Raw genomic sequence first — 23050 nt, forward strand, 5'->3', positions numbered from 1 at the left:
ATCCATAGGCAAATAAAAAGCGCGGGTTCATGACTGAACCCGCGCTTTTTTACTCAACAATGTGTTTGATTACATTATCTAAATGAATCCGCTAACCGCTTATGCCTTTGGGCCTGCGTTACGGATGGCATCTGACACTTGGTACTTAGCGAAGTTCTTAGTGAAAGCTTCGGCCAGTTTTTGGGCGTATTCAGCATATAGCGCTTTATCGCCCCAAGTGTTGATTGGATTGAGTAAGTTGCTGTCTACGCCTGTGACTGCCACAGGCACGGCCAGATTCAGCGTGTCTAAGTGGACGGTTTCAACATCTTTCAACTCACCGCTGACAATCGCATCGACGATGGCGCGCGTCGTAGGGATGTCGAAACGTTTACCCACACCGTGTGGGCCGCCAGTCCAGCCAGTGTTAACTAAGTACACTTGGCTACCGAATGACTCAATGCGCTTCATTAACAGTTCTGCGTACACGCCTGCAGGGCGTGGGAAGAAAGGTGCACCGAAGCAGGTTGAGAAGGTCGATTGGATCGCCGAGGTTGAGCCGATTTCAGTCGAGCCCACTTTAGCGGTATAGCCAGACAAGAAGTGGTATGCCGCTTGTTCTTTGGTCAGGATAGAAACCGGTGGTAATACGCCAGACACGTCGCAGGTTAAGAACACAACCGCATGTGGCTCGGCGCCGCAGTTGTCTTCTTTACGTTGGGCGATGTGCTCCAGCGGATACGCTGCGCGAGTATTTTCCGTTAGGCTGCTGTCTTTGTAGTTGGGTACGCGGTGTTCGTCCATAACGACGTTTTCGAGCACAGTACCGAAACGAATCGCATCCCAAATAACAGGCTCATTCTTCTGGCTCAGGTCGATACATTTGGCGTAGCAACCGCCTTCAATATTGAATACGCCGCCAGGTGCCCAGCCGTGTTCATCGTCACCGATCAGGAAGCGTTTTGGATCGGCAGAGAGTGTGGTTTTACCTGTGCCAGATAAACCGAAAAATAGCGTAGTGTCGCCATCTTTACCCACGTTAGCCGAGCAGTGCATAGGTAGCACGCCTTGGGCTGGCAGCAGGAAGTTTTGTACAGAAAACATAGACTTTTTCATTTCGCCAGCGTATTTCAGGCCAGCTAGCAGCACTTTACGTTCGGCGAAGTTTAAAATCACGGCTGCATCTGAGTTAGTGCCATCACGCGCGGGATCGCAAACAAAGTCAGGGGCATTGATGATCTGCCACACTGGCTTGTCTTTACGGTTAAATTCTTCTGGGATGATAAAAAGGTTGCGGGCGAACAGTTGGTGCCAAGCGTATTGCGTGGTGACACGTACTGGTTGGTAATGCTCAGTATCGGCACCGACTTCGAGGTCAGATACAAACAGTTCTTTATCGGCTAGGTAAGCTTCTACCCGCGCCCATAAACCTTCAAAAGCACCGGGGTCGAAAGCTTGATTGACTGGGCCCCATTCGATGTCTGCTTCTGAACTGGGTTCTCTTACGATAAAACGATCGCCGGGTGAGCGACCACTGCGAGCGCCTGTTTTAGCGACTAATGCGCCATTGGCTGTCAATTCACCTTCGCCGCGTAGCAGGGCAAATTCGACAAGTTGTGCTGTTGAGGGGTTAAAGTGAACGCGGTTTAATCCATCCGCCATAGTGAGGTCTCCATTTGATTTGTAAGGTTATTTTTTGTTATCGATCGTCTGCCGATTTTATTTTATTTATTACCTAAGCTTTGCTAGGTAACAAAGTGAGGCGATTGTAGCCTAAGCCGAGTGCAATGTGTGAGGGGATTGTGGGTATGAATAAAAAATGGGCGCCGAATCGGGCGCCCATATTGTTTAACTTTGATGATCCGTTTAACCGATTATTGCTGGGTCGTTGACGTCTGACCGTTCGCAAATAATGCCGCTACGTCTATGGCATCAAAAATGTATTTTGCGTGGCAATATTCGCAGCCCATTTCGATCTTGCCGTCTTCGGCGAGAATGGCTTCGATTTCTGCTTGATCTAAGGTTTTGATTGCGCCGGCACTGCGTTCATGGGAACAGGTGCATTTAAAGCTCACATCGATAGGATCGAATAGGCGCACTTCTTCCTGATGATAGAGGCGATGTAATACGCTTTCTGCATCAAGAGTGAATAACTCTTCGGCCTTGATGGTCGACGTTAGTTGGCTCAAGTGTTCGAAGTCGGCGTTGTGATCTTGCTGGCTTGGCAGAATTTGTAGGAACATGCCCGCCGCTTGTTTGCCGTCGGCAAATAACCAAATGCCTGTTGGTAACTGTTCAGATTGATTGAAGTATTCTTCAACACAGGCCGCAAGTGTTGGCTTGTCCAGTGCGACCACACCTTGGTAGCGCTCACCTTCATCGGGTGTTAAGGTGATGACCATATAGCCCTGACCGAACAGATCGGTAAGGCTAGCATCATCGGCAAGTTCAGCATTCCAGCGAGCCACACCGCGTAACTCTTGTAGATTGTTACCGTTGATCACTGCTAAAGAAACAGGGCCGTTGCCTTGTAACTGCACGCTGATATCGCCGCTAAATTTTAATGTCGCGGTTAATAGCGAGGTGGCCGCCATTAATTCACCCAACAGCACTTGCAGTACGGCTGGATATTCTTGGGCGCTGATCACTTGTTGATAGCTGTCTTGTAACTGCACCAGTTCACCACGCACATCGGCATTGTCGAACAAGTAGCGGTGTAAAGTATCTTGGTTCATCGTGTATCTCACTGTTAAAGGTCTTTAAAGCGCATGAGCTGACGTCGTTGCTTTTTATCTGGTTTCTGATCGGGTATCGGGTTATTGAGCATGTTGAGACGTCGTTGCTCAGCATTAATGGCCCGTTTAGCCAGACTTGTCGCGGTTTCTTCGTACAATTCTTGTGCAATCGCACCACTTTGGCGTAATTGCGATAATTTTTTTATGACGATCTCTTTATCGTCATATCCTTGGCGTATCTTAAGGACGGCGCCTATCTCGGCATTCCTACTAGATTTGGCGCGCTGGCCGTTGTAATGTACTTTGCCGCCGTTAATCATTTCTTTGGCGATGGCACGGGTTTTATAGAAACGTGCAGCCCAAAGCCACTTATCGAGTCGAATGTCTGTTTTGTCGCTTTGACTTTGCGTCATAGTGTCTCCAGCTAAAAGATCGATGAGTTCACATGCCGAGCAAGAAAATGCGTGAAGTGCATTTCTATTATGTTAAAGGGTGGCGTGCTTCACACCCTTTTGTGGCGGGCAAAGTTAGCATAATTGGCCTATTTTCGCCAATTTGAATGCTGTTATGGGCTTGTTGCCAAATGCAGCCTAGGTTAGCATGAGGCGGTTATTGCCTAATTATTATAATCAGAACAGAGACCTGTATCGAGGGTCCACATAAAATATGGATTTATTAGATAAAGTTATCGCAAAAGCCATTGGCATGCCCCATAAACTCCTAAGCCGGATTGTCTTCTGGTTGGGCTTTATTGTGATCATGTTGTTAGCTGCGCAAATTACATGGAAACTAGTGCCTACTCACTCATCTGCCAGTGCTTGGTCCCCAACGCCCGTAAGCGTGAATGGCAAAAGTGCCGGTCAGGTTGATCTCGCAGGTCTGCAGCAGCTTGGACTCTTTGGTAAGGCGGATGCGACATCTGATAAACCTAAAGTCGAAGTCGTTGAGACTGTGACCGACGCACCTAAGACTACACTTTCAATTCAGCTGACTGGGGTTGTCGCATCGACGGCCGACCAAAAAGGCTTAGCGATTATTGAGTCCAACGGCAGCCAAGAAACCTACAGTTTAGGTGATAAGATCAAGGGCACTTCTGCATCACTCAAAGAAGTCTATGCCGACCGTATCATCATCACTAACGCTGGCCGTTACGAGACCTTAATGCTCGATGGCTTAGTCTATACCAGCCAAAGCCCTGCTAATCAGCAATTACAACAAGCTAAAAGCAATAAGGCGGACTCGGCAGTGAGCCGTGTCGATCAACGTAAAAATGCCGAAATCTCCCAAGAACTCGCCGAATCTCGCACCGAATTGTTAGCCGACCCCAGTAAGATCACCGATTACATTGCCATTTCACCTGTGAGACAAGGTGATTCTGTGGCGGGTTATCGTTTGAATCCAGGGAAAGACGCCAATTTGTTTAAGCAGGCGGGTTTTAAAGCCAATGATTTAGCCAAATCGATTAATGGATACGACTTGACCGTAATGAGTCAGGCGTTAGAAATGATGAGCCAATTACCCGAGTTAACCGAAGTGTCCATTATGGTTGAGCGGGAAGGACAATTGGTTGAAATCATGTTTAGTTTGCCGCAATAACACGCGTTAGAGGAAAGAAAAAGAATGAATAACAAAAGGATTCGACGCAAGCTGATTGCAGGGATTGTTGCGGGGGCAGCCATGTTCTCCTCACAATTCGCTTGGTCTGAACAATATGCGGCCAACTTTAAGGGCACGGATATTCAAGAGTTTATCAACATAGTTGGTAAAAACTTGAACAAGACCATCATAGTCGACCCGACGATCCGCGGCAAAATCAACGTTCGCAGTTATGATCTGCTGAACGATGAACAGTATTACCAGTTCTTCCTCAACGTCTTACAAGTCTACGGTTATGCCATCGTCGAGATGGAAAATAACGTCATCAAAGTCATCAAAGACAAAGACGCCAAAACCGCAGCCATCCGAGTGGCAAATGATAACGAACCCGGCATGGGCGATGAAATGGTCACCCGCATCGTGGCCTTATATAACACTGAGGCCAAACAATTAGCGCCCTTGTTACGCCAATTAAATGATAACGCGGGTGGCGGTAACGTAGTGAACTACGATCCCTCCAACGTCTTGATGTTGTCTGGCCGTGCTGCCGTGGTGAATAAGTTGGTTGAAATTGTCCGCCGCGTAGATAAGCAGGGCGATACTTCAGTACAAGTCGTGCCGCTCGAATACGCTTCTGCGGGGGAAATGGTACGAATTATCGATACCCTTTACCGTGCCACGGCTAACCAAGCTCAATTGCCAGGCCAAGCGCCAAAAGTGGTTGCCGACGAACGCATCAACGCTGTGGTTGTTAGCGGTGATGAAAAGAGTCGCCAACGTGTGGTCGAGCTTATTCATCGTCTCGATGCCGAGCAAGCCAGCACCGGCAACACTAAGGTGCGTTACTTACGTTATGCCAAGGCCGAAGATTTAGTTGAAGTGCTGACAGGGTTTGCCCAAAAATTGGAGGGTGATAAAGACCCAAGCGCTCAAGCTGCAGGTGGTAAACGCCGTAATGAAATCAATATCATGGCGCATACAGAAACCAATGCCTTAGTGATCAGCGCCGAGCCCGATCAGATGCGCACTATCGAGAGCGTGATTAATCAGCTCGATATTCGCCGTGCTCAAGTGTTAGTCGAAGCCATTATTGTCGAAGTGGCTGAAGGCGATAACGTTGGTTTTGGGGTGCAATGGGCGTCTAAAGGAGGGCTCGGCACTCAGTTTAATAACTTAGGCCCAACTATCGGTGAGATTGGTGCGGGTGTTTGGGCTGCACAGCCTATCGAGGGGGATCTTGTTTGTTCTGGCACTAATTTAGACAATTGTAAGCGAAATCCAGATAAACAAGGTGATGTTACCTTGCTCGCCCAAGCTTTAGGCAAAGTGAACGGTATGGCTTGGGGCGTGGCCATGGGCGACTTTGGTGCCTTAATTCAAGCCGTGTCGAGTGACACTAACTCAAACGTACTGGCGACACCGTCGATTACCACCTTAGATAACCAAGAAGCGTCTTTCATCGTCGGTGATGAAGTGCCTATTCTGACGGGCTCTACCGCCAGTTCGAGCAACAGTAACCCATTCCAAACCGTTGAACGTAAAGAGGTTGGGGTTAAGCTGAAAGTGGTGCCGCAGATCAACGAAGGTAATGCGGTTAAGCTGACGATTGAGCAGGAAGTGTCAGGGGTTAACGGTAACACAGGGGTAGATATTTCCTTTGCGACTCGCCGTTTGACCACCACTGTTATGGCTGACTCAGGGCAAATCGTGGTTCTGGGTGGCTTGATCAACGAAGAAGTGCAAGAAAGCATACAAAAAGTACCGTTCTTGGGTGATATCCCCATCATTGGCCACTTATTTAAATCTTCTTCGAGCAAAAAGACCAAGAAAAACCTGATGATCTTCATCAAACCAACCATTATCCGTGATGGCATCACAATGGAAGGGATTGCTGGGCGTAAATATAACTATTTCAGAGCATTACAACTTGAGCAGCAAGAGCGTGGCGTTAACTTAATGCCAAATACAAAAGTGCCTGTGTTGGAAGAATGGAATCAATCAGAGTATTTGCCGCCAGAAGTTAACGCGATTTTAGAGCGTTACAAAGAGGGCAAAGGCCTAGATACTCAGATGCGTAAAACAGATCCGACTTTAAAGTCACTGGAAGAAAACAAGAATAAAGATAAAACCAATGAGTGAAATACAATTATCCCAAGTCGATGACCTCAGCCAAGTCTCCAATGAGCTAGGTCTGGAAGCTGAAGGTGATGAGGTGTTTCGTTCGAGCAGTAAAGAGCGCTTACCCTTTGCCTTCGCCCATCGCCACGATGTGGTGCTCGCGCCGGGTGAAACGGGCGACTTGAGCTTGTTTTATACCAGCAAAACACCGTTAACGGCCATGCTCGAAGCACGGCGCTATTCGGGTGTTGATTTGCCTTTGGTTAAGCTCGAAGTCGCGAAGTTTGAGGCCAAACTCACTCAAGCGTATCAGGCGAACTCGTCTGAAGCGCAGCAGTTGATGGAAGATATCGGCAACGAGATGGATTTATTCACCCTTGCCGAAGAACTGCCGCAGACCGAAGACTTGCTCGAAGGTGATGATGACGCGCCTATCATCAAACTGATTAATGCCTTGTTATCTGAAGCGATTAAAGAAGAAGCCTCGGATATCCACATCGAAACCTACGAGAAACAGCTCATAGTGCGTTTCCGTATCGATGGTGTGCTCAAGGAAGTGCTTAAGCCAAACCGTAAGCTGTCGTCGCTGTTAGTGTCGCGGATTAAGGTGATGGCGCGCCTCGATATCGCCGAAAAACGTGTACCACAAGATGGCCGTATTTCCCTGCGTATTGCTGGTCGTGCGGTAGATGTGCGGGTATCGACCATGCCATCGAGCCATGGTGAGCGCGTCGTGCTGCGTCTGCTGGATAAAAATACTGGCAACCTCGATTTAGAGCAATTGGGGATGACCGACAGTATTCGCGTTAAGTTTGAAGATCTTATCCGTCGCCCCCACGGTATTATTCTGGTGACTGGCCCAACGGGTTCGGGTAAAAGTACCACCTTGTATGCGGGTCTGACTGAGATCAACTCAAAAGACACCAACATACTTACTGTCGAAGACCCAATCGAATACGAGCTAGACGGTATCGGTCAAACCCAAGTTAACATTAAGGCTGACATGACTTTCGCTCGAGGTCTGCGCGCAATTTTGCGTCAAGATCCCGATGTGGTGATGATAGGTGAAATCCGTGACCTCGAAACCGCGCAAATTGCGGTGCAAGCATCACTGACTGGTCACATGGTGATTTCAACCCTGCATACCAACACGGCCTCTGGCGCAATTACGCGTTTGCAAGACATGGGCGTTGAGCCATTCCTTGTATCATCGAGTTTGCTCGGTGTGTTGGCGCAACGTTTGATCCGTACCCTTTGTCCCAAATGTAAAATTGAGCATGTGCCCGATGCACGTGAGCGTGAGTTACTGGGCATAGCGGCCGATGACGACAGACGTATCTTCCGCGCCAATGGTTGTAAGTCCTGTGGTAACAATGGCTACCGTGGTCGAACCGGTATTCATGAATTATTGCTGGTTGATGACAATGTCCGCGAATTGATCCATGGCGGCCGCGGTGAGTTAGCTATCGAAAAGTATATCCGTCAGTTTGTGCCGAGCATTCGTCACGATGGCATGAGCAAAGTGCTCGCGGGCATCACCACTCTCGAAGAAGTGCTACGTGTGACTCGCGAGGAGTAATTTATGCCAGCATTTGAATATAAGGCACTGGATGCCAAGGGAAAGCAGCTTAAGGGCGTAATCGAGGCGGATACCGCCAGACACGCCCGCAGCCAGTTGCGCGATCAGCGCATGATGCCCTTAGAAATTCTGCCTGTTTCTGAAAAAGAAGCCAAAGCCAAAAGCAGCAGCTTTGCGTTTTTCAAACGGGGTATCTCGGTCGCTGAATTAGCCTTGATCACCCGTCAAATCGCGACCTTAGTGGCCGCGGGTTTACCGATTGAAGAATCCCTCAAGGCCGTTGGTCAGCAATGCGAAAAAGATCGCCTTGCAAGTATGATTATGGCGGTACGTTCGCGGGTGGTTGAAGGTTACAGTCTGGCCGATTCCTTGGCCGAATTTCCGCATATTTTCGATGATTTATACCGTGCCATGGTGGCCTCGGGTGAAAAGTCCGGTCACTTAGAAGTGGTGCTCAATCGTCTGGCAGATTATACCGAGCGACGCCAACAGCTTAAATCTAAGCTGACCCAAGCCATGATTTATCCTGCGGTATTGACCACAGTGGCGATTGGGGTGATTTCCATCCTGCTGGCTGCGGTGGTGCCGAAAGTCGTTGGGCAGTTTGAACACATGGGCGCCGAGTTACCCGCTTCGACCCGCTTCTTGATTTCGGCCTCTGACTTTGTGCAAAACTACGGTGTGTTTGTGGTCATTGCCATAGTGATGCTGTTCGCGCTCTTTCGGCGCATGTTAAAGTCGCCTGCGTTTCGAATGAATTACGACAATTTTTTATTGAGCATGCCAGTTGTTGGCCGCGTGAGTAAGGGCTTGAATACGGCACGTTTTGCACGGACCTTAAGTATCTTATCCGCAAGCTCTGTGCCTTTGCTTGACGGTATGCGTATCGCCAGTGAAGTATTGCAGAATGTGCGAGTACGGGCCGCAGTGGATGATGCGACTGCGCGGGTGCGTGAAGGAACTAGCTTAGGTGCGGCATTGACTAATACTAAGTTGTTTCCGGCAATGATGTTATACATGATTGCCTCGGGCGAAAAGAGTGGCCAGCTTGAGCAAATGTTAGAACGCGCCGCCGATAACCAAGACAGGGAATTCGAGGGCAACGTCAATATAGCGTTAGGGGTATTTGAACCTATGCTGGTGGTGAGTATGGCGTGTGTGGTGCTGTTTATCGTGATGGCGATTCTGCAGCCAATCTTAGCCTTGAATAACTTGATTAGCGGTTAATTTTTTGAATTTATGGATTATGACCAAGTCGATTGGCATAGGATTTTTTAGGAGAAGTAGTCGATGCAAATGAACAAGAAACATCAAGGTTTTACCTTACTCGAAGTGATGGTAGTTATCGTTATTTTAGGGATTTTAGCCTCTATGGTGGTGCCTAACTTAATGGGTAACAAAGATAAAGCTGACCAACAAAAAGCGGTATCTGACATAGTCGCGCTCGAAAATGCCTTAGACATGTACAAGTTAGATAACGGCATCTACCCGACGACCGAACAAGGTTTAGAAGCCTTAGTGCAAAAGCCAACGATTTCGCCTGAGCCACGTAACTACCGTGAAGATGGTTATGTAAAACGTCTGCCAGAAGATCCATGGCGCAATAAGTACTTGCTGTTAAGCCCTGGCGAAAACGGCAAGCTAGATATATTCACTGCAGGCCCAGATGGTCAACCAGGTACCGAAGATGACATCGGTAACTGGAATTTACAGAATTTCCAATAAGATGTTAAAGCTGCGCCACGCTGGTTTCACCTTAATGGAGGTGATGCTAGTGATCTTGTTGATGGGACTCACGGCAGCGGCTGTGACTATGTCTATCGGCAATTCGGGCCCACAACAGGCCCTAGATAGAACGGCGCGGCAGTTTATCGCTGCCACTGAAATGGTGCTCGATGAGACCGTTTTGAGTGGCCAATTTATTGGTATTGTGATTGAGAAAACCAGTTATCAGTTTGTTTTTTATAAAGACGGTAAGTGGGATCCTTTGGATAAAGACAGGCTCTTGTCTGAAAAGCAGATGGAGCCGGGTGTCGTGATGAACTTAGTGCTCGATGGTTTGCCTTTGGTACAAGACGATGAAGAAGACGATTCTTGGTTTGAAGAACCACTGATTGAGCCCTCTGCCGATGACAAGAAGAAACATCCTGAGCCACAGGTCATGCTATTCCCGAGCGGTGAAATGAGCGCTTTTGAGCTGACGTTTATCGCCAAAACTGACAAAGGTCAGCAGGCCGAAGCGTTAGTGGTCGGCGATGCGCTGGGCAGATTAACCATAGGGCGCCCCGATGAAACGCGCTAGGGGCATGACGTTACTCGAAGTGATTGTGGCACTTGCCGTGTTTTCGATTGCGGCCGTGTCGATCACTAAAAGTTTGGGCGAGCAGATGGCCAACATGCCGATTCTGGAATCGCGCACTTTGGCACAGTGGGTGGCCGATAATCAGATGGTCGATGCCAGACTCGAGCCGCAGTTTCCTGAAATCGGTAAAAAAGAAGGCCAAGTCGAACTTGCAGGAAAGGATTGGTATTGGCGTAAAGAAGTGGTGAAAACCACGGACGATAATTTTCGTATGATCCGCATAAGCGTGAGTGAAGACGAACGATATCAGCGTATTGCAGCACAAGTGAGCAGTTATGTCCTTAAAACTGACTAGTGCGCAGCGGGGATTTACCCTGCTAGAAATGCTGATCGCCATCGCGATTTTCGCCATGATAGGTTTGGCTTCTAATGCCGTGCTCAGCACTGTGCTGACCAACGATGAAGTGACGCGCACTTTCTCTACTCGGCTTAAAGCCCTGCAGCAAGGCTTTGGTGCGATTGAGCGTGATCTCGCCCAAATGGTGGCGCGTACACCCAGATTACTTGAAGGGGGTCGAGGTTCGACCGTCTTCCAAACGGGCAATGATATCTTAGACTCGGAATCGGAAGCCTTAGTGTTTTACCGTTTAGGTTGGTTAAATCCCGACGGTTTATTACCGCGGGGCAGCTTACAGTCTGTGGCGTATGTGGTGCACGAAGGGCGACTGGAGCGTTGGTATTTTCCTTATCCTGAGCCTGAATTTGGTGCCGAGCCGATTAAGACAGTGGTCATAGATAAAGTATTGTCGGTGGAATATTCCTTCTTTATGGATGACAAGTGGGAGCGCAAAGTCGAGGCGACTAAGTTGCCTAAAGCGATCGCCATGGAGATTGAGATTGAAGGCTTAGGCAAGATCCAACGTAAGTTCTTGCTGCCGCTAGGCGCTGCCGCACCTGAAAAGTCTAAGGATGATGATAATAAAGACGAAAATCCGGACGATGCTAACAAAGATAAAAACGACGACGGCAGTGGAACAGGCAATGGTTCCGGTGACCCAGATTCTGGCGATACTGGAGACGGTGATCCTGATGCAGAGGGCCGCGAATGAGAACCCAATCTCGGTCTAAACAGCGCGGCGTTGCACTGATCGTTGTGCTCTTGATAGTGGCTATGGTGGTGATCATCGCGACAAATATCACTGGCCGTAATCAGTTGTCCATGCGCCGAACCTTAAACTTGGCTCAGTACGATCAAGCCTATTGGTATGCGATTTCCGCCGAAGAACTGGCGAAGAAGATTTTAAAACAAGATTTAGATGACTCTGAAGGTCGAGTCCACAGGCAGCAATATTGGGCCATGGCCGATGTGGTGTTTCCTGCTGAATACGGTGAAATCGCGGGTAAGATCACCGATATGCGCGCCTGTTTCAACTTAAATGCCTTATCTGCGACCACGAAAGAGGTGGAAAACGGTCAACCTAAGCTACCGTTGGCAGCGAAGCAATATAAGGCTTTGTTGGTGAGCTTAGGGATGGACGACTTTAGTGCGGACCGTCTGACTCAGACCTTAAAAGATTATATCGACGATGACACCACGGCCAGCCCTTATGGTGCCGAAGATGCCGAATACGAAGCGCGAAATGTGCCTTACCGTGCGGCCAATACGCTGATGAATCATCGCAGTGAGTTGCGGGCGGTGATGGGATACACCCAAGATATCTATTTGAAACTCTTGCCCTATGTTTGTGTTATCCCAGGCAATGATAGGCAATTGCTTAACGTCAATACCTTAGAAGTTGAGCAAGCGGCGTTATTAGCTGGCATGCTCGATAATCAGATTTCGGTCGGCGAAGCAGAAAGTATCATCAACCAACGTCCCGGCGATGGTTTTGACAAAATCGAAGATTTTTATGAAAGCTCATCTATGGGCTCGATCAAGTGGGAAGGTGCCATGAAGTCGAGTTTTGTCATCGATAGCCAATATTTTCTGTTGGCCTCGGGGGCGAAAGTCGATAACGCCGTATTTAGAATGGAAAGCGTGCTCAAAAAGGGCGGCGGCAACAAAATGGAAGTGCTCACCCGTCAGTTTGGTGGCCAAAAATAATGGCAGTGCTCACCCGTCAGGGTTTGATGTTGGTGGCCAGAAGTAATGGAAGTGCTCACCCGGCAGAATCTGGTGGACAAAAATAATAGCAATGAGCTCAGTCACGCTTTCTTGACTGGGACTGGTGGAGAAAAACTGTGAGTGAACGGCTATTTATTCGCTTGGGCAGAACAGCAGAGCAAGCATGCTCATGGCTCGTTTGGTCTGAGCAAGAACAGGAAATTATCGCCTCTGGCGAGCTCGCCAATGCCCAAGGTTTGTCGACCTTAACTGAGCGTGCGGGTAACCGTCCCGTCGATGTGTTAGTGCCCGCCGCGGCAATGACACTCACTAGCGTGCATTTACCCGAAAAAGGCCAACGCCAAGCCCTGAAAGCCTTGCCCTTTATGCTCGAAGAAGCTTTAGCCGAGGACGTGGATGCCATGCATTTTACCGTCGGCCCGCGTGATGGCGATGCCTTAAGCGTGGTCGCCGTGGCCCATGAGCAAATGCAGACTTGGCTGAGTTGTTTGACCGAAGCGGGTTTAAAAGTGAAACGCATCGTACCCGATTGCTTAGCCTTACCATTGCAAGAGTGCCAATGGGCGGCAATGAATTTTGGTAATGAACTATTACTGCGTACCGGATTAGCCACGGGCCAGAGTTTACCTTTGCCTTGGTTACCGATTGCGCTGGAGCAACTTAGGCCCGCACAGGGCGAAGTGTCTGTCGCCAGTTATACCAACATGCAACTCGAAGGTGTTGAGCTTAAGCCGCAGTCACTTGAGCTACCTATGTTAGTGTTAGCCCGCGGTATTTTGCATGCGCCAGTGAACTTACTGAGCGGCGTTTACACGCCTAAGCGTGAATATAGCAAACAGTTGATGATGTGGAAGAGCACTGCCATCGTTATCGCCATCGCTTGTGTGCTGGCCTTAGTGAATAAAGGGCTGACCATACATCAAGTCAATGGTCAGATTGCCGATCTTAAAGCTCAGAGCGAATCCATTTATCAGCAAGTGGTGCCGGGGAATTCGCGCATTGTTAACCTGCGTTCGCAGATGGAAAGTCAATTACGCGCATTGCAGGGACAGGGCAGTGGCGCCGAGTTTTTTGCCATGCTCGATGGTTTGCAGGATGCCTTTAAGCAAGTACCTGAACTTAAACCTAATAGCTTAAGATTCGAAAGCGCGCGTAACGAGATCCGCATGCAAGTGAGTGCGAAAAACTACGCGCAAATCGAGAAGTTTAAAGAGATCGTTGGGCGTCGTTTCCAACTCGACGGCGGCACTATGAACAGCGGTGAAGATCAAGTCACCAGTACCTTAACCTTGAGGAGCAAATAAGATGGATAATTTGCGGACTTGGTGGCAAGGGCTTGCATCGCGCGAGCAGCAGTTAGTCGGTTTTGGTTCGGTATTCTTAGTCATAGGTATTTTTTATTGGGGTATTTGGACGCCAATCGCCACTGCCGAAGCCGATGCATTACGTAACCTCACTGCACAGCAACAGACGTTGAACTATGTAAAACAAACGGCGAATAAAATAGCGAGTCTTAAGCAGAACGGTGCTAAACCCGCTATGTCGGGCAGTTTAAGCTCAGTGGTTAACCAAACTGCGGGCAATTATGGGTTAGTGATTACTCGCATGCAGCCCCAAGGCGATAAGATCCAAGTGTGGATGGACGATGTTCCTTTTGATGCCTTGTTAGGTTATTTGAGTGAGTTAGTGCAGAAAAAAGGACTTTCACTCGAAAGTGTTGATTTGGCAGAGGCCGATGCCCCTGGCTATGTCAAAGTCAGACGTATCCAACTGTCGCAATAAATTAAGGTGTAGCTGTGAGTTTGATAAAAAAAGTCATCATAGGCGTACTGATTTATTTAGTATTTTTAGTCGTTCTATTTCCCGCTAAGATTGCGATAGCGTTAGCGCCATTACCTGCAAATATCAGTGTTTCGGGTGTGAGCGGCAGTATTTGGTCTGGCAGCATAGAAACCTTAAGTATGCCGCAACGCCAGTTAGAACAAGTGCGTTGGGATCTCAGCCCTTGGGCCTTGTTGTTAGGTAAAGTTAAAGTTGATTTTCAAGTGGGCAGCCGTGCAACGCCTGTCAGTGCTAAGGGATTAATCTCTTGGTCTATGGGCGGCTTAAGTGCGCAGGGTTTACGTTTCGAAGCGCCAGATAGCTTTTTACTCGGCAATGCAAAACTGCCCTTTAAAACCGAAATCTCCGGTGAAGTCAGCCTATTAGTCGAGACTTTAGAGCAAGGTAAACCTTGGTGCGAGCAGTTGTCTGGTAAGCTGTTTTTGAATCAAACCAACGTTAAAAACCAGTTTGGCAATTATCCACTAGGCAATATCGAACTTGGCCTGAGTTGCGTTGATGGCAAAGCGCAATTAGCCACAGATGAAGCCAAAAACCAGCTCGGTATCGTCGGCACTTTGCAGTTAGACGAAGGCAATATGGTCAAAGTAGCAGCTAAGATTAAAGAAACGGCTGAGCAACCAGAAGATATGCGTAAGTCACTGGGTATGCTAGGTAAACGCGGCAGCGACGGTTATTTCCCTGTGGTATATCAGGGTCGTATTCCTGGGCTATAGCGCTGTTTCAGCGCGATGATAGATCTGCACTATGAATGAAAACGAAGGCACCTTAGGTGCCTTTTTTATTGTCTTTTTATCGTGTTAGATCATTGAGTAGCGAGTGATAGTCGGTAATCGCGGGGAAATCTTGAAAGACTTTGACTGGCTTTTTACTGTCTGGGTTAGCAATCCCTAATTGATGACCCACACCGGCAAGTTTAGCGGCCTTGAGTATGGCTTCACTGTCGTCGATAAAGAGGCAGCGACTCGGCTCAAGTTGAAACTTTTCAAATAAGGTTAGCCAAAATTGCGGATGCTCCTTGGGGTAACCTGTCTCGTGGCTGGAGATCATGGCATCGAGCCCTGTTGCTAGTTCGGTATGTTCAAGCTTTAGGGCGAGACTCTTAGGGTGGGCATTGGTCACCAGAATGCGCTGTTTACCCGCAGCGGCTAAGGCCGCTAAAAACGGCATACTGTCTTGGCGCAGCTGAATGCGATCGACCAAAGTGCGATGCAAACCCATAATGTCGAGTTGTAGCTGCTCCTGCCAATAATCGAGGCAGTACCAATCGAGTGTGCCGACGACTTTCTCATAGGCATTTACAACTAACTGCTGCGCTTCGTCCGTGCTCAAACCCCGTTGCCTGCTTAATTCCAGTGGCACTAAACTCAGCCAAAAATGATTATCGAAGTGCAAATCCAATAGCGTGCCGTCCATGTCGAGCAGAACCGTATCGATAGTCTTCCAGTTAAACATTGGGTATTTCCTATTCTTTGCATGATGAACAACGCCTGCGATTGACGCGTGAGCAGGGTGATTTTCAAAGGCTGTCATTATGATTATTCACGCAACTTGTATGCTCATATCTTTGTGCTAGTCTTGGATGACTAATTATTTTTAGTCTGAAAATTAAGCGGTTGGATATGGATATCTGTTCTTTTGCCCTATTAGCTCAAGTTCCAAACTCCCTTAGTTTACAGCAAGAGCTGAATGCTTTGCTGCTGCAAGACTGGCTACCCCACGTAAATCAGCGTGATTATCGTCAAGGGGAGCAGGGCGGTTGGGATGTGTTGCCTTTGCGCTGCGCCGCCGAGTATCAAACAGCACATCCTATCTTGCAAGCCTTCTCAATCTCTACACAGGCTCACTGGAATGATCTGCCTCGTCTCGAATCGAGCCCTACATTATGCCGTTTTCTGCAATCCCTAACCTGCCCAGTGAAATCTGTGCGTTTGATGCGCTTACATGCGGGGGCTGAAATCAAACCACATAGAGATCAAGGGCTCTGCCTAGAGCAAGGTGAGGCAAGACTGCATTTACCACTGCAAACGAATGATGCGTTAAATTTTTATGTGGATGAGAAACGTGTACCCATGCAGGCTGGCGAGCTTTGGTATATCAATGCCGATCAAGTCCATTGGGTCGAGAATAAAGGACAGGATGCACGCATCAACCTAGTGATTGATTGTGAAGTGAATACTTGGCTAAGGGAGTTGGTCTATGCCGCAAAGTTCAGGGGTTGAATCAGGACAAAGTGCAGATATTAAAGCGTTAATTCACTTCGCCAACGCGCTATTACAGGCCTCTTCGGCAGGGGAGGCTAAACGGCTTATCGATCCCATGCTGGCACAATTATGCGTTATGACGAAAATTGAGCTTCACCCCGAGTATTTTTTGGATACCGAGGCGAGTATGACACCTTTTGGTAAGGCTGTGTCGCTCACTACTGCGGCGCAGTGTGCTGAAGATCCTGAGCGTGGGCGAGTGTTTATTCAGGGCATTTATCAGGCTATACAGGATAAGTTGGCGCTAAATCCGCAACGGCCAATACAGATTTTGTATGCGGGAACAGGACCTTTTGCCTGGTTGTTATTACCATTACTGCCGCTGTTTTCTGCAAGTCAGATTCAAGTCACCTTGCTCGACATTCACCCTGCCTCGTTAGATAAAGTCACCAAGCTTATTGAACACTTTGATTTAGCAGATCGTGTGGCAACGTATGTCTGCGCCGATGCCACAGTTTGGCAACCAGAAGCTGTAGTAAAGTTCGATATGATAGTCTCTGAAACCATGAAGCATCTGCTGCAACAGGAGCCTCAAGTCCAGATATTCAGCCACTTACAGGCGTATCTTGCAGATGATGGTGTGCTCATCCCGCAAAATATTGAGTTAGACGCTTGGCTTGAGTGTCGTACTGTGCAGGATTGTGTGGAGACGCATTATTTAGGACCTTTGTTTGCACTCAACCTGCAAACAGCACGCTTGCTTGCCAGTGGAGACCGCAGTTTCTTGGCTGGTACATTACTATTGCCCGATTTCAGTCTGAGTGCAGTAACACTTAAGTTTACTACCAGCATTCAAGTTTATGGTGAATCGAAGTTGAGCGAAAACCAATCTCAACTCACGTTACCTCGATATCGACGTGAACATTGGCTTAAGTCTCTTTCATGCCTGGCTTTCCGATATGAACAGGGCGCTCATCCCGATTTTGTGTTTGATGTTATAGCGCAAAAACCTGTGCTTGTGTCGAGTGACGATCTGAGCTGCTTAGGCATTTATCATTTGCAGCGGCTTTGGCAAAAGATACAGCTACGCAAACGGGGAGTGCCATTCACCGAACTGGCTAATGAATGGCACTTAGATAAAACCTTGCTGGATCTTTGTGGAATAGGGCTAGAGCCGGGTTTGAGAGCCTTATATCAACATGACCATCTGTCAGCTTTTGTCGCTTACATTCAGCAAATAGCCAAGCTGACAGCTGCGGATATTGCTGCGATTAATCAGCAATTAAGCACTATTTCCCATGGATTAACGCCATCGGTCACTGTACCAGAAGTCGAAGACTTCAATTCAGCAGAGGTTGAAGACTCAAATCCGGCTGTAGTACTCAGCGAGTCACAACTCAATTTTTGGCGTAGTGAAGGCTACTTAGTGATCCCGCATGTGCTCACGGCAGAGCAATGCGCCGTAACTCGAGATTTTATTTGGCAGCAGTTAGGTGCCAATGAACAAGATCCCGCCACTTGGTATCAAGCTCATGAGTTTATGCAGAAAATAATGCTACAACTGTTTCGCCATCCGCAACTGGACGCGAATCGACAAGCCCCCAAAATCCGTCAAGTGTTTGAACAATTATGGCAGCGAACCGATTTAGTCATGACAACCGACAGAGTCAGCTTCAATCCTCCTGAAACACAGATATGGCGTTTTCCTGGGCCCGATATGCATTGGGATATGCCGCTACAGCTACCCGTTAAGTTTGCGACGCAAGGGTTAATTTATTTAACTGATACGAGTGCCGAGCAAGGTGCATTTTGTTGTGTCCCCGGATTTCATCTCAAGATAGAGGAGTGGCTGCGTAGCCAGAGCAAGTCTGGTATAGAGTTACAGCAACAGGATTGGTCATGCTGGCCAGTTAAACCAATCGCCGCTAATGCAGGTGATTTAATCATTTGGCACCATGCCTTGCCCCATGGCGCAAGCCCGAATCGGGCTAAACTACCGCGTATGGTGCAGTACATAAACATGTATCCCTTATGAATCCAGAACAATGCTATTGGTCGTTAGTCCATAACCCCGCAGCCTTGAGAGAGCTAGGCAAGGCGACGACTATGGTTGGGTTTTGCCAATATTTGCGGCGATTTTGGTGTTTGCCAGATTATGGTGATGAGGCGTTGCTGGCGATTTTGTGGGCAGGGAATCGGCAAACCTTAGCTCCAGATTTTTCCCTTTTATGCCAGTTTTGGGTGCCAGCAGACTATGACCCTAAACGCAGAGTATTAGAGTGGATGTCCGCCGCAGAAAAACCGATTCACCCATTCTACTCGGAGCATATTTCTGCCGTGCGGGGTCAGTTATTGTCAGTCTTGATCAAACCTAAAACCGCTCTCTTACCTGCGCCAAATCTTTCGGGACTAGTAGAACAAGTGCAGCCTGCCGGATTCATATTTCACCTCTACCGCTGTGGCTCTACCTTAGTGTCGCGCAGTTTTGCTGGGTTATCTAAATGCAGGGTGTTATCTGAATCGCCTTTGCTGACTCAAGTGTTACTGGACGGGAGCCTATCAGACACACAAAGACGTGCGGCTTTAACATTTTGCATTAACACTCAAGGTCAGTTGTTTCATCCTGAACAGCATTTGTTGATTAAATGGAATGCGTGGGATTTGCAGTTTTGGCCCTTGATCCTATCACTTTATCCTCAAGTTCCTGTGTTATTGCTACTTAGAGACCCCGTCGAGATCTTAGCCTCACAGCAAAAGTCTGCTGGATATCATATGGTGCGACAACCATCTCGACCTTTATTCCGTGAATTATCAGTACCAGAGGAGGAGTCGATACTGGAGTATCAATGCAAGGTATTGCGCTTGTTATTGGATTATGGCTTAGAGATGAGTCAGTGTAGCCAAGTGATGGTCGTGGATTATCAGGAGCTGTTACCCGCGATAGCGAATAAAATCGCAAACTGGTTTTCGTTGGATCTCTCTCAAGAAGAGTGCAGTCAAGTCGAACAATGCCAGTTAATACACTCTAAAACAGCCACGCAGCCCTTTGTAGCAGATTCACAATCTAAACAAAGTTTTTTTTCGGCTAAGCAAAAAGAACAGATCCACCGTTATTGTAACTGGTCTAATCTTCACCTTTTTGAAACTAAAAGTTAACATGAATCTTGTGTTTTTGTGTGATGTGAACTAGCTTTAGCCAACTATCTATATTAAAAAATATCAGCAAGTTAACGTTTTTATTCTAGGGATGGAAAATGCAATCATGTACCTCCAAGCAGTTAGCCGTTTTATTCTGCGAACGCATTCCCCTGAGTCACTCTTTAAACCTGTCATTCGATTTGTCGAGTTTTGCTCGTTAACCCCGAGCCGAGCTGCCACGGCGAATTAATGAACTATACAGCGCTGTCAGAGTTAATTATTACAGGGAATGTGTTTGATGGTAGAAGACATAGTATTACCTAAAGCCTATTCATTGCGTTACGCGTATAAAAATGACGATGCTTTTGTATTTGCACTATTTTGTTCTGCAAGGACGGAACTGTCTCTATTACCGCTTTCCCCACAGCAACGAGAGCTGTTAGTGCAACAACAATACCGCTTACAGCAAGCGGGTTACGCTGCCCAATACCCTCAAGCTGTGACTCTAATCATTGAATATCAATCAATTTCTATTGGCAAAATCATACTTAATCCCTCTGCTAACGGTGTCCATATCGTCGACTTTGTCATCGCGCCGCAATTTCGTGGCTATGGTTACGGTTCAGTCATTTTGGACTCGGTAAAAGCCTATGCCCAAGCAAAAGAGGCGAGTGTGAGTCTGAGTGTTGATCGACAAAATATGCGTGCGAAACAGTTATATCTTCGCTTGGGTTTCTTACCTTTTGAAATATCACCTACCCAAGAGTGGCTATCGTGGCCATCACCATAGGTAGTGTTGTTTCGGGGTAGTGGAAAGCGTGTGTAATCAACCTGATGATGTTTGGACAGGTTTGCTTTTATTAAGGAGTCATGGATGTCTGATAATTTTCTTGGAGAAATTAAGCTTCTCCCCTACGAATGGGCACCTAAATATTGGGTTTTGTGTGCCGGGCAATTATTGCCAATCAATTCCAATCAAGCGCTTTTTTCATTATTGGGTACGACCTACGGTGGAGACGGTGTCAATACCTTTGCATTGCCGGATTTACGTGGTCGCGCACTGGCTCACCCTAATGCTGCTATGGGTTTGCCACAGGGTAGCAAGGCTGGTGCAGAAAATGTAACCCTAGTACCCAACAACCTGCCAGTCCACAATCACCTTGTGATGGCCAGTTCTACGGCGAGCGATACCGTGCTTTTTGCAGGCAATAATATTGCCGCTGCCAAGAACAACGCAGGCGCTGTCAATTTGTATGAACCCGCTGCAAGTTTGCAAGCGTTGGATCCTGCAACGGTATCCAATACCGGCGGTAACCAACCCCATCAGAATTGCCAGCCTTCGCTGGTGATGAATTATTGCATTGCCACTCAAGGCATTTACCCTTCACGTAACTAGAGGAGAATCACTATGGATGCTTATATTGGTGATATCCGTCTGTTTGCGGGTAGCTTTGCACCGAGGGGTTGGATGTTGTGCGCGGGTCAGCTATTAAGTATTAGTGAGCAGACGACGCTTTTCGCTCTGATTGGAACGACATACGGCGGCGATGGAGTCACCACTTTCCAGCTGCCAGATTTGCGCGGCCGGCTTCCGGTTGGGCAGGGCAACGGCGCGGGTCTTACTCCCCGTGTTATCGGCCAGCAATTTGGTGTTGAATCCGTGACCTTGTTAACACCGCAAATACCTTCACACAGCCACAGTTTTTCGGCGAGTACAGCAAGTCCCTCCACATCACCCAGTCCCACGGGTAATGTGTTTGCCCACAGCAATACCGATAATATTTATGCTCCTTTGCCAACTAGCGGTGCCGATCCCCAAGTTATGAATGCACTCAGTGTGCAAGCCACCGGGGGAACACAACCACACAATAACATCATGCCTACCACAGCGATAAATTACATCATGTGTATTGAAGGCATTTTCCCATCGCGTAATTAAGGAGCGAAATTATGGATCCATTTATTGGTGAAATCCGTTTGTTGCCATTCAGCTTCGCTCCCCACAATTGGGCGCTGTGTAATGGCCAAATATTGTCAATCGCAAGTAATACCGCATTGTTTTCAATTATCGGAATTACGTATGGTGGCAATGGTACAACCACGTTCCAATTGCCTAATTTGCAGGGGCAGGTCGTTGCGGGCGTAGGTCAGGGGCCCGGACTGAGAATATGGGATTGGGGTGAACAGTTTGGCGAAAATGGGGTGACGCTGATCTCCACTGAAATGCCAGCACACAACCACACGCTGACCGGTTTGAATAATCAGGGGACTTTGCCTTCTCCGGCAGCGAATACCTATCTGGCCAAGGATATTCGTGGTGGCAGTGGTATCGTCAACTATATGCAGACCGCACCGGGTACATTAAATACCGCTATGGCACCACAGACTTTAGGTATAAGTGGTGGTGGTCTACCCCATGAAAACCGTCAGCCATTTCTGGCATTGAATTATTGCATTGCCCTTTATGGTGTATTTCCGGCACGCAATTAATTGATGAATGATTCCCGGCATGTTTGTCGGGAAGTTTTTTTAATAAATATTTTTAATTAGTAAGTCACATTGATGCCAAACAAATTACATTTTATTTCAGGTTTACCGCGTGCAGGCTCGACGCTGCTCGCAGGTATACTTCGGCAAAATCCACGCTTTCATGCGGCTATGAGTAGCCCTGTGGCAGGGCTTGTGAATGGCGCCCTCGAACAAATGGGGGCGGGTAGTGAGTCCTATTCATTTTTCGATGAACATAAACGTAAGGTCATTTGTCGGGCATTAATTGATGCTTATTACCAAGATAAAAGCCATCCGGTGATTTTCGACACCAACCGTCACTGGACTGCCCGTTTGCACCAATTGGTAGAGCTGGTTGATGATTTTAAAGTGATTTGTTGTGTGCGCAATCCGGCTTGGATTATGGATAGTTTTGAAGTGATTTACCGTAAAAACCCATTTGACTATAGTCGCATGTTTAACGCGGCCTCGCGTCAGACTGTGTATAGCCGCTGTGAGTCATTAATCAACGCTGGTAGTTCGGTAGGGAGTGCATGGACGGCACTCAAGGAAGCCTATTACGGCGAGTTTTCTGATCGCTTGCTATTAGTGGATTACGACCTGCTTACTCAGCATCCGGCACGCACGCTGGAATTAATCTATCGTTTTATTGGCGAACCGCAATTTGAGCACGATTTTAATCATGTCGACTATGCTGAAAATGAGTTTGACCACAATCTCGGGGTCAAAGGTTTGCACAGCGTTAAACAGAAAGTGGAATACAAAAGTCGGCGCAGTATTTTACCGCCTGACTTATTTATGAAATATCAAGAGATGGACTTCTGGCTGGATAGTACTGGCACTGCAGCCAATATTATTGCAAGTAAAAATCTGGCAAGTAAGAAAACCTGTAGCACCTAATGCAAAAAATGAAGGGAATCACTT

At 47.8% G+C, this 23050-nt stretch carries 24 protein-coding genes; 20 read left to right on the forward strand and 4 right to left on the reverse strand.

The features are described 5' to 3' along the window. Positions 1–99 precede the first annotated feature (99 nt). From Q4Q57_RS08565 to hslR, 3 genes are all read right to left on the reverse strand, one after another. Positions 100–1641 carry a phosphoenolpyruvate carboxykinase gene (locus Q4Q57_RS08565; protein WP_259483935.1) on the reverse strand — a complete coding sequence of 514 codons (1542 nt, stop codon included), beginning with the start codon at positions 1639–1641 and terminating at the stop codon, positions 100–102. A 212-nt stretch (positions 1642–1853) separates the two neighbouring features. Further along, positions 1854–2714 (reverse strand): Hsp33 family molecular chaperone HslO, encoded by an 861-nt coding sequence (gene hslO, locus Q4Q57_RS08570; protein ID WP_115335977.1) that lies wholly within the window; start codon positions 2712–2714, stop codon positions 1854–1856. Positions 2715–2728: 14 nt separating this feature from the next. Next, entirely contained in the window at positions 2729–3127 is a 399-nt protein-coding gene (gene hslR / locus Q4Q57_RS08575; RefSeq protein WP_259483934.1) for a ribosome-associated heat shock protein Hsp15, read from the reverse strand. A 253-nt stretch (positions 3128–3380) separates the two neighbouring features. Here hslR and gspC point away from each other — a divergent pair, with 253 nt between their 5' ends. The 12 genes from gspC to Q4Q57_RS08635 all read left to right on the forward strand — a co-directional run bounded on the left by gspC (position 3381) and on the right by Q4Q57_RS08635 (position 14992). Then, positions 3381–4310, forward strand: coding sequence for a type II secretion system protein GspC (gspC, locus tag Q4Q57_RS08580; protein WP_311890571.1), 930 nt, complete (start codon positions 3381–3383; stop codon positions 4308–4310). Positions 4311–4334: 24 nt separating this feature from the next. Further along, positions 4335–6449, forward strand: coding sequence for a type II secretion system secretin GspD (gene gspD, locus Q4Q57_RS08585; RefSeq protein ID WP_311890572.1), 2115 nt, complete (start codon positions 4335–4337; stop codon positions 6447–6449). Continuing rightward, complete coding sequence (gene gspE, locus Q4Q57_RS08590; RefSeq protein WP_311890573.1) at positions 6442–8007, forward strand: type II secretion system ATPase GspE; 1566 nt, start codon at positions 6442–6444, stop codon at positions 8005–8007. The genes gspD and gspE overlap by 8 nt, the downstream gene beginning before the upstream one ends. Before the next feature lie 3 nt (positions 8008–8010). Then, positions 8011–9234 (forward strand): type II secretion system inner membrane protein GspF, encoded by a 1224-nt coding sequence (gspF, locus tag Q4Q57_RS08595; protein WP_311890574.1) that lies wholly within the window; start codon positions 8011–8013, stop codon positions 9232–9234. 63 nt (positions 9235–9297) lie between these two features. After that, positions 9298–9732: a type II secretion system major pseudopilin GspG gene (gspG, locus tag Q4Q57_RS08600; protein WP_006083645.1), complete on the forward strand. Its 435-nt coding sequence runs from the start codon at positions 9298–9300 to the stop codon at positions 9730–9732. 1 nt (position 9733) lies between these two features. Continuing rightward, entirely contained in the window at positions 9734–10309 is a 576-nt protein-coding gene (gene gspH / locus Q4Q57_RS08605; RefSeq protein ID WP_259513025.1) for a type II secretion system minor pseudopilin GspH, read from the forward strand. Beyond that, the gene (gene gspI, locus Q4Q57_RS08610; RefSeq protein ID WP_259513012.1) at positions 10296–10664 is read left to right on the forward strand and encodes a type II secretion system minor pseudopilin GspI; all 369 of its coding nucleotides are present in this window, start codon (positions 10296–10298) and stop codon (positions 10662–10664) included. The genes gspH and gspI overlap by 14 nt, the downstream gene beginning before the upstream one ends. After that, on the forward strand, positions 10645–11418 hold the full coding sequence (gene gspJ, locus Q4Q57_RS08615) for a type II secretion system minor pseudopilin GspJ (RefSeq protein ID WP_063881980.1): 774 nt from the start codon (positions 10645–10647) through the stop codon (positions 11416–11418). The genes gspI and gspJ overlap by 20 nt, the downstream gene beginning before the upstream one ends. Further along, positions 11415–12413: a type II secretion system minor pseudopilin GspK gene (gene gspK, locus Q4Q57_RS08620; RefSeq protein ID WP_106648496.1), complete on the forward strand. Its 999-nt coding sequence runs from the start codon at positions 11415–11417 to the stop codon at positions 12411–12413. Before gspJ ends, gspK begins: the two co-directional genes overlap by 4 nt. A gap of 137 nt (positions 12414–12550) precedes the next feature. After that, the gene (gene gspL, locus Q4Q57_RS08625; RefSeq protein ID WP_107946237.1) at positions 12551–13738 is read left to right on the forward strand and encodes a type II secretion system protein GspL; all 1188 of its coding nucleotides are present in this window, start codon (positions 12551–12553) and stop codon (positions 13736–13738) included. 1 nt (position 13739) lies between these two features. Then, complete coding sequence (locus tag Q4Q57_RS08630) at positions 13740–14216, forward strand: type II secretion system protein M (protein ID WP_311890575.1); 477 nt, start codon at positions 13740–13742, stop codon at positions 14214–14216. Positions 14217–14230: 14 nt separating this feature from the next. Then, the gene (locus tag Q4Q57_RS08635) at positions 14231–14992 is read left to right on the forward strand and encodes a type II secretion system protein N (protein WP_011848170.1); all 762 of its coding nucleotides are present in this window, start codon (positions 14231–14233) and stop codon (positions 14990–14992) included. Positions 14993–15068: 76 nt separating this feature from the next. Here the strand turns inward: Q4Q57_RS08635 and yrfG are convergent, their stop codons facing one another. After that, the gene (gene yrfG, locus Q4Q57_RS08640; RefSeq protein WP_311890576.1) at positions 15069–15731 is read right to left on the reverse strand and encodes a GMP/IMP nucleotidase; all 663 of its coding nucleotides are present in this window, start codon (positions 15729–15731) and stop codon (positions 15069–15071) included. A gap of 167 nt (positions 15732–15898) precedes the next feature. On the opposite strand from yrfG, the gene Q4Q57_RS08645 reads away from it, so the two are divergent. The 8 genes from Q4Q57_RS08645 to Q4Q57_RS08680 all read left to right on the forward strand — a co-directional run bounded on the left by Q4Q57_RS08645 (position 15899) and on the right by Q4Q57_RS08680 (position 23026). Then, positions 15899–16498 (forward strand): aspartyl/asparaginyl beta-hydroxylase domain-containing protein, encoded by a 600-nt coding sequence (locus Q4Q57_RS08645; RefSeq protein ID WP_311890577.1) that lies wholly within the window; start codon positions 15899–15901, stop codon positions 16496–16498. Next, positions 16476–18515 carry a phytanoyl-CoA dioxygenase family protein gene (locus Q4Q57_RS08650; protein ID WP_311890578.1) on the forward strand — a complete coding sequence of 680 codons (2040 nt, stop codon included), beginning with the start codon at positions 16476–16478 and terminating at the stop codon, positions 18513–18515. The genes Q4Q57_RS08645 and Q4Q57_RS08650 overlap by 23 nt, the downstream gene beginning before the upstream one ends. Continuing rightward, positions 18512–19636, forward strand: a complete 1125-nt coding sequence (locus Q4Q57_RS08655) for a sulfotransferase family protein (RefSeq protein ID WP_311890579.1) — start codon at positions 18512–18514, stop codon at positions 19634–19636. Before Q4Q57_RS08650 ends, Q4Q57_RS08655 begins: the two co-directional genes overlap by 4 nt. Positions 19637–19916: 280 nt before the next feature. Beyond that, complete coding sequence (locus Q4Q57_RS08660; protein WP_311890580.1) at positions 19917–20408, forward strand: GNAT family N-acetyltransferase; 492 nt, start codon at positions 19917–19919, stop codon at positions 20406–20408. 84 nt (positions 20409–20492) lie between these two features. Further along, a complete protein-coding gene (locus Q4Q57_RS08665; RefSeq protein ID WP_311890581.1) occupies positions 20493–21014 on the forward strand; it encodes a tail fiber protein in 522 nt (173 codons plus the stop codon). Positions 21015–21026: 12 nt separating this feature from the next. Then, entirely contained in the window at positions 21027–21557 is a 531-nt protein-coding gene (locus Q4Q57_RS08670) for a tail fiber protein (RefSeq protein ID WP_311890582.1), read from the forward strand. Positions 21558–21568: 11 nt separating this feature from the next. After that, on the forward strand, positions 21569–22108 hold the full coding sequence (locus Q4Q57_RS08675) for a phage tail protein (protein ID WP_107946247.1): 540 nt from the start codon (positions 21569–21571) through the stop codon (positions 22106–22108). Between the two features lie 72 nt (positions 22109–22180). Continuing rightward, positions 22181–23026: a sulfotransferase gene (locus Q4Q57_RS08680; protein WP_311890583.1), complete on the forward strand. Its 846-nt coding sequence runs from the start codon at positions 22181–22183 to the stop codon at positions 23024–23026. The last annotated feature ends 24 nt before the right edge of the window (positions 23027–23050 follow it).

The sequence above is a fragment of the Shewanella sp. SP2S2-6 genome (genome assembly GCF_031931965.1).
Lineage (GTDB): Bacteria > Pseudomonadota > Gammaproteobacteria > Enterobacterales > Shewanellaceae > Shewanella > Shewanella baltica.

What these genes read in the sequence shown, in the direction of transcription:
- Q4Q57_RS08655 (WP_311890579.1), top strand. Translation starts at nt 18,512, where the DNA reads ATGAATCCAGAACAATGCTATTGGTCGTTAGTCCATAACCCCGCAGCC.
- Q4Q57_RS08645 (WP_311890577.1), top strand. Translation starts at nt 15,899, where the DNA reads ATGGATATCTGTTCTTTTGCCCTATTAGCTCAAGTTCCAAACTCCCTT.
- gspF (WP_311890574.1), top strand. Translation starts at nt 8,011, where the DNA reads ATGCCAGCATTTGAATATAAGGCACTGGATGCCAAGGGAAAGCAGCTT.
- yrfG (WP_311890576.1), bottom strand. Translation starts at nt 15,731, where the DNA reads ATGTTTAACTGGAAGACTATCGATACGGTTCTGCTCGACATGGACGGC.
- Q4Q57_RS08660 (WP_311890580.1), top strand. Translation starts at nt 19,917, where the DNA reads ATGGTAGAAGACATAGTATTACCTAAAGCCTATTCATTGCGTTACGCG.
- gspH (WP_259513025.1), top strand. Translation starts at nt 9,734, where the DNA reads ATGTTAAAGCTGCGCCACGCTGGTTTCACCTTAATGGAGGTGATGCTA.
- hslO (WP_115335977.1), bottom strand. Translation starts at nt 2,714, where the DNA reads ATGAACCAAGATACTTTACACCGCTACTTGTTCGACAATGCCGATGTG.
- Q4Q57_RS08665 (WP_311890581.1), top strand. Translation starts at nt 20,493, where the DNA reads ATGTCTGATAATTTTCTTGGAGAAATTAAGCTTCTCCCCTACGAATGG.
- gspJ (WP_063881980.1), top strand. Translation starts at nt 10,645, where the DNA reads ATGTCCTTAAAACTGACTAGTGCGCAGCGGGGATTTACCCTGCTAGAA.
- hslR (WP_259483934.1), bottom strand. Translation starts at nt 3,127, where the DNA reads ATGACGCAAAGTCAAAGCGACAAAACAGACATTCGACTCGATAAGTGG.
- gspK (WP_106648496.1), top strand. Translation starts at nt 11,415, where the DNA reads ATGAGAACCCAATCTCGGTCTAAACAGCGCGGCGTTGCACTGATCGTT.
- Q4Q57_RS08670 (WP_311890582.1), top strand. Translation starts at nt 21,027, where the DNA reads ATGGATGCTTATATTGGTGATATCCGTCTGTTTGCGGGTAGCTTTGCA.
- gspC (WP_311890571.1), top strand. Translation starts at nt 3,381, where the DNA reads ATGGATTTATTAGATAAAGTTATCGCAAAAGCCATTGGCATGCCCCAT.
- Q4Q57_RS08565 (WP_259483935.1), bottom strand. Translation starts at nt 1,641, where the DNA reads ATGGCGGATGGATTAAACCGCGTTCACTTTAACCCCTCAACAGCACAA.
- Q4Q57_RS08650 (WP_311890578.1), top strand. Translation starts at nt 16,476, where the DNA reads ATGCCGCAAAGTTCAGGGGTTGAATCAGGACAAAGTGCAGATATTAAA.
- gspG (WP_006083645.1), top strand. Translation starts at nt 9,298, where the DNA reads ATGCAAATGAACAAGAAACATCAAGGTTTTACCTTACTCGAAGTGATG.
- gspI (WP_259513012.1), top strand. Translation starts at nt 10,296, where the DNA reads ATGAAACGCGCTAGGGGCATGACGTTACTCGAAGTGATTGTGGCACTT.
- Q4Q57_RS08675 (WP_107946247.1), top strand. Translation starts at nt 21,569, where the DNA reads ATGGATCCATTTATTGGTGAAATCCGTTTGTTGCCATTCAGCTTCGCT.
- Q4Q57_RS08680 (WP_311890583.1), top strand. Translation starts at nt 22,181, where the DNA reads ATGCCAAACAAATTACATTTTATTTCAGGTTTACCGCGTGCAGGCTCG.
- Q4Q57_RS08630 (WP_311890575.1), top strand. Translation starts at nt 13,740, where the DNA reads ATGGATAATTTGCGGACTTGGTGGCAAGGGCTTGCATCGCGCGAGCAG.
- gspD (WP_311890572.1), top strand. Translation starts at nt 4,335, where the DNA reads ATGAATAACAAAAGGATTCGACGCAAGCTGATTGCAGGGATTGTTGCG.
- gspE (WP_311890573.1), top strand. Translation starts at nt 6,442, where the DNA reads ATGAGTGAAATACAATTATCCCAAGTCGATGACCTCAGCCAAGTCTCC.